The 5,273-nt window shown below is 69.1% G+C and carries 3 protein-coding genes and 1 pseudogene; 1 reads left to right on the forward strand and 3 read right to left on the reverse strand.

All coding sequences use genetic code 11. From position 1 onward, the window contains the following. Nucleotides 1–13: 13 nt before the first annotated feature. Complete coding sequence (locus ACFU99_RS31905; RefSeq protein WP_384398652.1) at nt 14–2,179, reverse strand: transglycosylase domain-containing protein; 2,166 nt, start codon at nt 2,177–2,179, stop codon at nt 14–16. Between the two features lie 407 nt (nt 2,180–2,586). On the opposite strand from ACFU99_RS31905, the gene ACFU99_RS31910 reads away from it, so the two are divergent. Next, nucleotides 2,587–2,922: a WhiB family transcriptional regulator gene (locus ACFU99_RS31910; protein ID WP_384398654.1), complete on the forward strand. Its 336-nt coding sequence runs from the start codon at nt 2,587–2,589 to the stop codon at nt 2,920–2,922. 299 nt (nt 2,923–3,221) lie between these two features. Here ACFU99_RS31910 and ACFU99_RS31915 read toward each other — a convergent pair whose 3' ends face one another. Next, entirely contained in the window at nt 3,222–4,604 is a 1,383-nt protein-coding gene (locus ACFU99_RS31915; RefSeq protein ID WP_384398656.1) for an ArsA family ATPase, read from the reverse strand. After that, nucleotides 4,601–5,273, reverse strand: a pseudogene (locus tag ACFU99_RS31920) (ATPase); the annotation flags it as partial. The gene ACFU99_RS31915 and the pseudogene ACFU99_RS31920, both read right to left, overlap by 4 nt.

Genomic DNA, 5,273 nt, shown 5'->3' on the forward strand with positions numbered 1-5,273 from the left:
GCCTGGCAGCTGATCAGTGGTGCTTGCCGCCGTGGCCGCCGTGCTGCTTCCCCTTGTCGCCCTTGCCGCCCTTTCCGCCCTTGCCGTCGTCTCCGCCGTCGTCAGCCTTGCTGTCCTTGTCGGAACCGGCGATCGGGACGGTCGTGAACTTGTCCGCCGGCTTCCCCGCGAGGGCGCCGGAGACCGAGTCCTTCCAGATGGGCGCCGGGCCGTCGGCGCCGTACACCTTGTCGTACGTCTTGCCGCCGAAGGTGACGCCGTTCTGCATCTGGACCTGGTGCTGCGGGTCGCCGAGCCAGACCGCGCCCGCCATGTTGGGCGTGTAGCCCACGAACCAGGCCGAGTACCGGTTGTCGGTGGTACCCGTCTTGCCCGCGCTGTCCCGTCCGCCGGAGAGCCCGGCCTTACTGCCCGTACCGTCGTCGACGACGCCCTTGAGCATCGTGTTGATCGTGTCCGCGGTCTTCGTCGACATCGCCTGGGTGCAGTTGGCCTGCGGCACCGGCAGCTGCTTGCCGTCGGAGTCGGTGACGCTCTCCAGCGCGGTCGGCGTGCAGTACTTGCCGCGGGACGCGAAGGCGGCGTACGCGGCGGACATGTTGAGCGGCGAGGCCTCGTTCACGCCGAGGGTGTACGAGGCGCCGAGGCCCCACGCGGTGCCGCCCGCGCGCTTGGTCATGCCGAGCTTGTTGACCATCTTCGTCACGTTGCACAGACCGGTGTCGGCCTCCAGCGCGACGAAGTAGGTGTTGATCGACTTCTTCAGCGCCTCCGGCATCTTGTACGGGCCGACCTCGTCCGGGCTCTCGTTCGGCACCGAGGCGTCGCTGCCGAGCTTGTTGTTCTGGCAGTCGTAGACGGTCGGGTACGGCATCCGGTTCGGCGACGGGTACGACTGGGAGTTGTCCATGCCGTTCTCCAGCGCGGCGGCCGCGGTGAAGGGCTTGAACGTCGAACCCGGCAGATAGCCCGCGCCGCCGCCCATGTTGCGGTCGACGGAGAGGTTGATCTGCGTCTCGTTCTTGCCGAAGCCGTACGGGCGCGACTGGCCCATGCCGCGGATCTTGCCCGTGCCCGGCTCGACCAGGGTGACGGCGGTGGCCACCGGGTCGGACGCGTACACATGGCCCTTGACCCCGGCCTGCACCGACTTCTGGGCCTGCGGGTCCAGCGTCGTACGGACCGTCATGCCGCCCTGGTTCCAGCGCTTGGCCCGCTCCTCCTTGGTCTTGCCGAAGGTCTTGTCCCGCAGGAAGACCTCGCGGACGTAGTCGCAGAAGAAGCCCGCGCCGTGCACGGCGGTGATGCAGCCGCTCTTCGGCGGCTTCACCTTGAGCTTGACCGGCTTCTTCTTCGCCGCCGCGGCCTCGGCCGGGGTGATGTCGTGCACCTCCGCCATCCGCTGGAGCACGGTGTTGCGGCGCTTGGTCGCCTCCTGCTTGTGGCTGACCGGGTCGTAGCGCGTCGGCGACTGGACGATGCCGGCCAGCAGCGCGGACTCGTCGAGGGTGAGGTCCTTGGCGTGCTTCGTGAAGTAGCGCTGAGCCGCCGCCTCGACGCCGTACGCCTGCTCACCGAAGAAGGTGATGTTCAGGTAGTTGTTGAGGATCTGCTTCTTGCCGAGCTCCTGCTCCAGCTGGATCGCGTATTTCAGCTCCTTGACCTTGCGGCCGACCGTCTGCTGGGTGGCCTGCGCGACCTTGTCGGGGTCGTCGCCGGCCTCCTCGATGAAGACGTTCTTCACATACTGCTGGGTGAGGGTGGAGGCACCCTCGGATACGCCGCCGTTCTGCGCGTTCTTGTTGAGCGCGCGGAGCACGCCCTTGAGGTCGATCGCCCCGTGCTCGTAGAAGCGCGCGTCCTCGATCGCCACGAGCGCCTTCTGTATATAGGGCGAGATCTCCTTGAGCGGCACGACGGTGCGGTCGCGGGAGTAGACCTTCGCGATCTCACCGCCCTTGTTGTCGAGGATCGTGGTGCGCTGACTCAGCGGCGGGGTCTTGAGGTTGGACGGGATCTCGTCGAAGCCCTCGACCGAGCCTTTGGCCGCCAGGCCGAAGGCGCCGAAGGCCGGCAGCGCGAGACCTGCCAGCACCGCTCCGGAAAGCACGCTGACACCGAGGAATTTCGCGGCCTGCTGGGTCGTCGAGAGACCCCCGCCGGAGCGCTTCTTAGCCATGGGGGGCAGCCTACGTTCTCATTCGCCGGACAGACGCCCAGGTGTTCGCCTACGCTTGATTCACGCCAGTCACTGCGGTGCGGTTCCGGACCATCCTCCTCAGCACTCAGCCGAATTCATGTCGAGCCCCTCCGAGTGCCGAGCCGTGCCCGACTTCAGCCCATGTGTCACATGGTGCCCACTGCGTCTCGACTGAATCACCCCGAGTTGACGGATTTGTCGATGATGTCGTCGGGTCACTCCGTTGGGTGATCTGCCGCATACGCATAGTCCGTTCGGGCCATTCAAGATTGGGCCCGCAGGGGGTGTTGCGCCCTGCTCGCCTTCCGTAACGTCCTCAACTGGCAACGGTGAATATGCCGCTGCCGCCGTGGGGGAGCCTCGATTCGGGAGAGGACGGCGCCAGCATGAGCTGGGTAACCGACTGGAGTGCACAAGCAGCATGCCGCACCACCGATCCGGATGAGCTATTCGTTCAAGGCGCGGCACAGAACAGGGCCAAAGCGGTCTGCACCGGTTGCCCGGTGCGCACCGAGTGCCTGGCCGACGCCCTGGACAACCGTGTCGAGTTCGGCGTGTGGGGCGGTATGACCGAGCGGGAGCGGAGGGCGCTGCTGCGTCGCCGGCCGACGGTCACCTCGTGGCGGAGGCTGCTGGAGACCGCCCGTACGGAATACGAGCGGAGTACGGGCATCCTGCCCATCGACGACGAGGAGTACGAGGACTACGCCGCGGCGGGGTGAGCCACCTCGCGTGCGCGCGGACAGCCATAAGACGCCGCGGTTTTTCGGTAGTGCATCAGGGGTAGCGGCGGGCAGCGGCACGTATGGTCCGCGCCCTACCGCCCGCGCCGGTCAGGCGCAGGCCCACCGCGTACGTGGCCGTGTGCGCGTACGCGTCCATCGCGTACGTACGCCGTCGCCGCGTTGCGCACGTTGCCGCAGTCGGCTGCCGTGCGTACGGACGTGTCAGCGTGGACGTGTGCGTACGGACAATAGGGCGTGCGGACGTGACGTAGAGCGTGCGGACGTAGGGCGTGCGGCTAGGAAGCGGCCGTCCGTGGGGACGCGGACTGGGTCGCCAAGCGCTCGCCGACCGCGCGCAGGCCCGCCAGATCGTGGACATCGCCGGGCAGCGCGGCCACTTCCGCCACGGGCACCTCGGGGTGCAGCGTGGTGAAGCGGTCCCGTGTGCGGCGCTCGCGGGCGAGCACCCGCATCCGCTCGGCATGCAGCCGCAGCAGACGGGCCGCGAGCTGTTCCGGGGTGGCCTGGATGGGGTCGGCCGCCTCGGTGAAGGCAGTGGTGGGGTCGGTGACGGTTGTGGTGCTGTCCTGTGAGCCCTCAGTGGCGGTGGGGGAGCCGCTGTCGGGGGCTGACGGGTCGCCCAAGTGAGGCTTCCCTGCGTCACGATCCACAATGCCGGAACCAGCAAGATTTTCTGTGTAATCGGGAGCCGCGTCCGCCGGGGCCCCCGCGGAACCGTCCGTGAGGGCTTCGGCGGCTGCCAGCGCCCGCTCCGCGGAGAGCTGGTCGGCGCCGCTGCCGTGCACCCGGTTCAGTACGAGCCCGGCCAGCGGCATCCGGTCGGCGGCCAGCCGCTCGATGAAGTACGCCGCCTCGCGCAGCGCGTCCCGCTCCGGGGCGGCGACGACGAGGAACGCCGTGCCGGGCGCCTGGAGCAGGCGGTACGTGGCGTCCGCGCGGGTGCGGAAACCGCCGAACATCGTGTCCATCGCCGCCACGAAGGTCTGTACGTCGCGCAGCAGTTGCGCGCCCATCAGCTTGTTCAGCGGCCCGCTCATCACCGACATGCCGACGCCGAGGAACTTCATCCCCGCCCGGCCGCCGATCTTCGCCGGGGCCATCAGCACCTTGATGAACTTGCCGTCCAGGAAGGACCCGAGGCGGCTCGGCGCGTCCAGGAAGTCCAGCGCGGAGCGGCTCGGCGGGGTGTCGACGACGATCAGGTCCCACTCGTCGCGGGCCCGCAGCTGGCCGAGTTTCTCCATGGCCATGTACTCCTGCGTGCCGGCGAAACCGGCCGACAGGGACTGGTAGAACGGGTTCTCCAGGATCGCGCGGGCCCGCTCCTGGTCGGAGTGCGCCTCGACGATCTCGTCGAAGGTCCGCTTCATGTCCAGCATCATGGCGTGCAGTTCGCCGCCCGCGCCGCCGTCGACGCCCTCGACCTTGCGCGGCACGTTGTCCAGCTCCTCGATGCCCATCGACTGCGCGAGCCTGCGCGCCGGGTCGATGGTGAGGACGACGACCTTCCGGCCGCGCTCCGCGGCCCGTACGCCCAGGGCCGCCGCGGTCGTCGTCTTGCCGACGCCGCCGGAGCCGCAGCACACCACGATCCGGGTGGCGGGGTCGTCCAGGACCGGGTCCATCTCCAGCCGGTACGTGTCCGCCAGGCCGTTCATGAGGCCACCCCTTGCTTCCGCAGTCCGCGGGCCATGCGGTAGAGCCCCGCCAAGTCCACGCCGTCGCCGAGCAGTTCGAGTTCGTACGTGGGCAGGCCGAGCCCGGATATCTCCGTTCGCCCGCTGCGCTCCAGGGCCACCCGCTCGGTGTGCTCGCGGGCCTCCTCCAGCAGCGGGTCGATCAGGCGGTCGGCGTGGCCGCCGCGCTGGGCGCCGCCGAGCCCGGCGCGGGAGAGGGCCTTGGCGACGGCGGGGCGCTGCCCGTTCGCGACGACGTCCACGGCGCTCTCGTCGAGGAGCGCGGGCCGCACCATGTTGATGACGACGCCGCCCACCGGGAGCTTCGCGGCCCGCAGCTCCGCCACGCCGTCCACCGTCTCCTGGACGGGCATCTCCTCCAGCAGCGTCACCAGGTGGACCGCGGTCTCGGCGGACTTCAGGACGCGCATCACGGCCTGGGCCTGATTGTGTATGGGGCCGATCCTGGCGAGCCCGGCCACCTCGTCGTTGACGTTGAGGAAGCGGGTGATGCGGCCGGTGGGCGGGGCGTCCATGATCACGTGGTCGTAGACGAAGCGCCCGCCTCGGTCCTTGCGGCGGACCGCCTCGCACGCCTTGCCGGTCAGGAGCACGTCCCGCAGGCCGGGTGCGATGGTCGTGGCGAAGTCG

The sequence above is a fragment of the Streptomyces sp. NPDC057654 genome (assembly GCF_042800135.1).
Lineage (GTDB): Bacteria > Actinomycetota > Actinomycetes > Streptomycetales > Streptomycetaceae > Streptomyces.

What these genes read in the sequence shown, in the direction of transcription:
- ACFU99_RS31905 (WP_384398652.1), bottom strand. Translation starts at nt 2,179, where the DNA reads ATGGCTAAGAAGCGCTCCGGCGGGGGTCTCTCGACGACCCAGCAGGCC.
- ACFU99_RS31910 (WP_384398654.1), top strand. Translation starts at nt 2,587, where the DNA reads ATGAGCTGGGTAACCGACTGGAGTGCACAAGCAGCATGCCGCACCACC.
- ACFU99_RS31915 (WP_384398656.1), bottom strand. Translation starts at nt 4,604, where the DNA reads ATGAACGGCCTGGCGGACACGTACCGGCTGGAGATGGACCCGGTCCTG.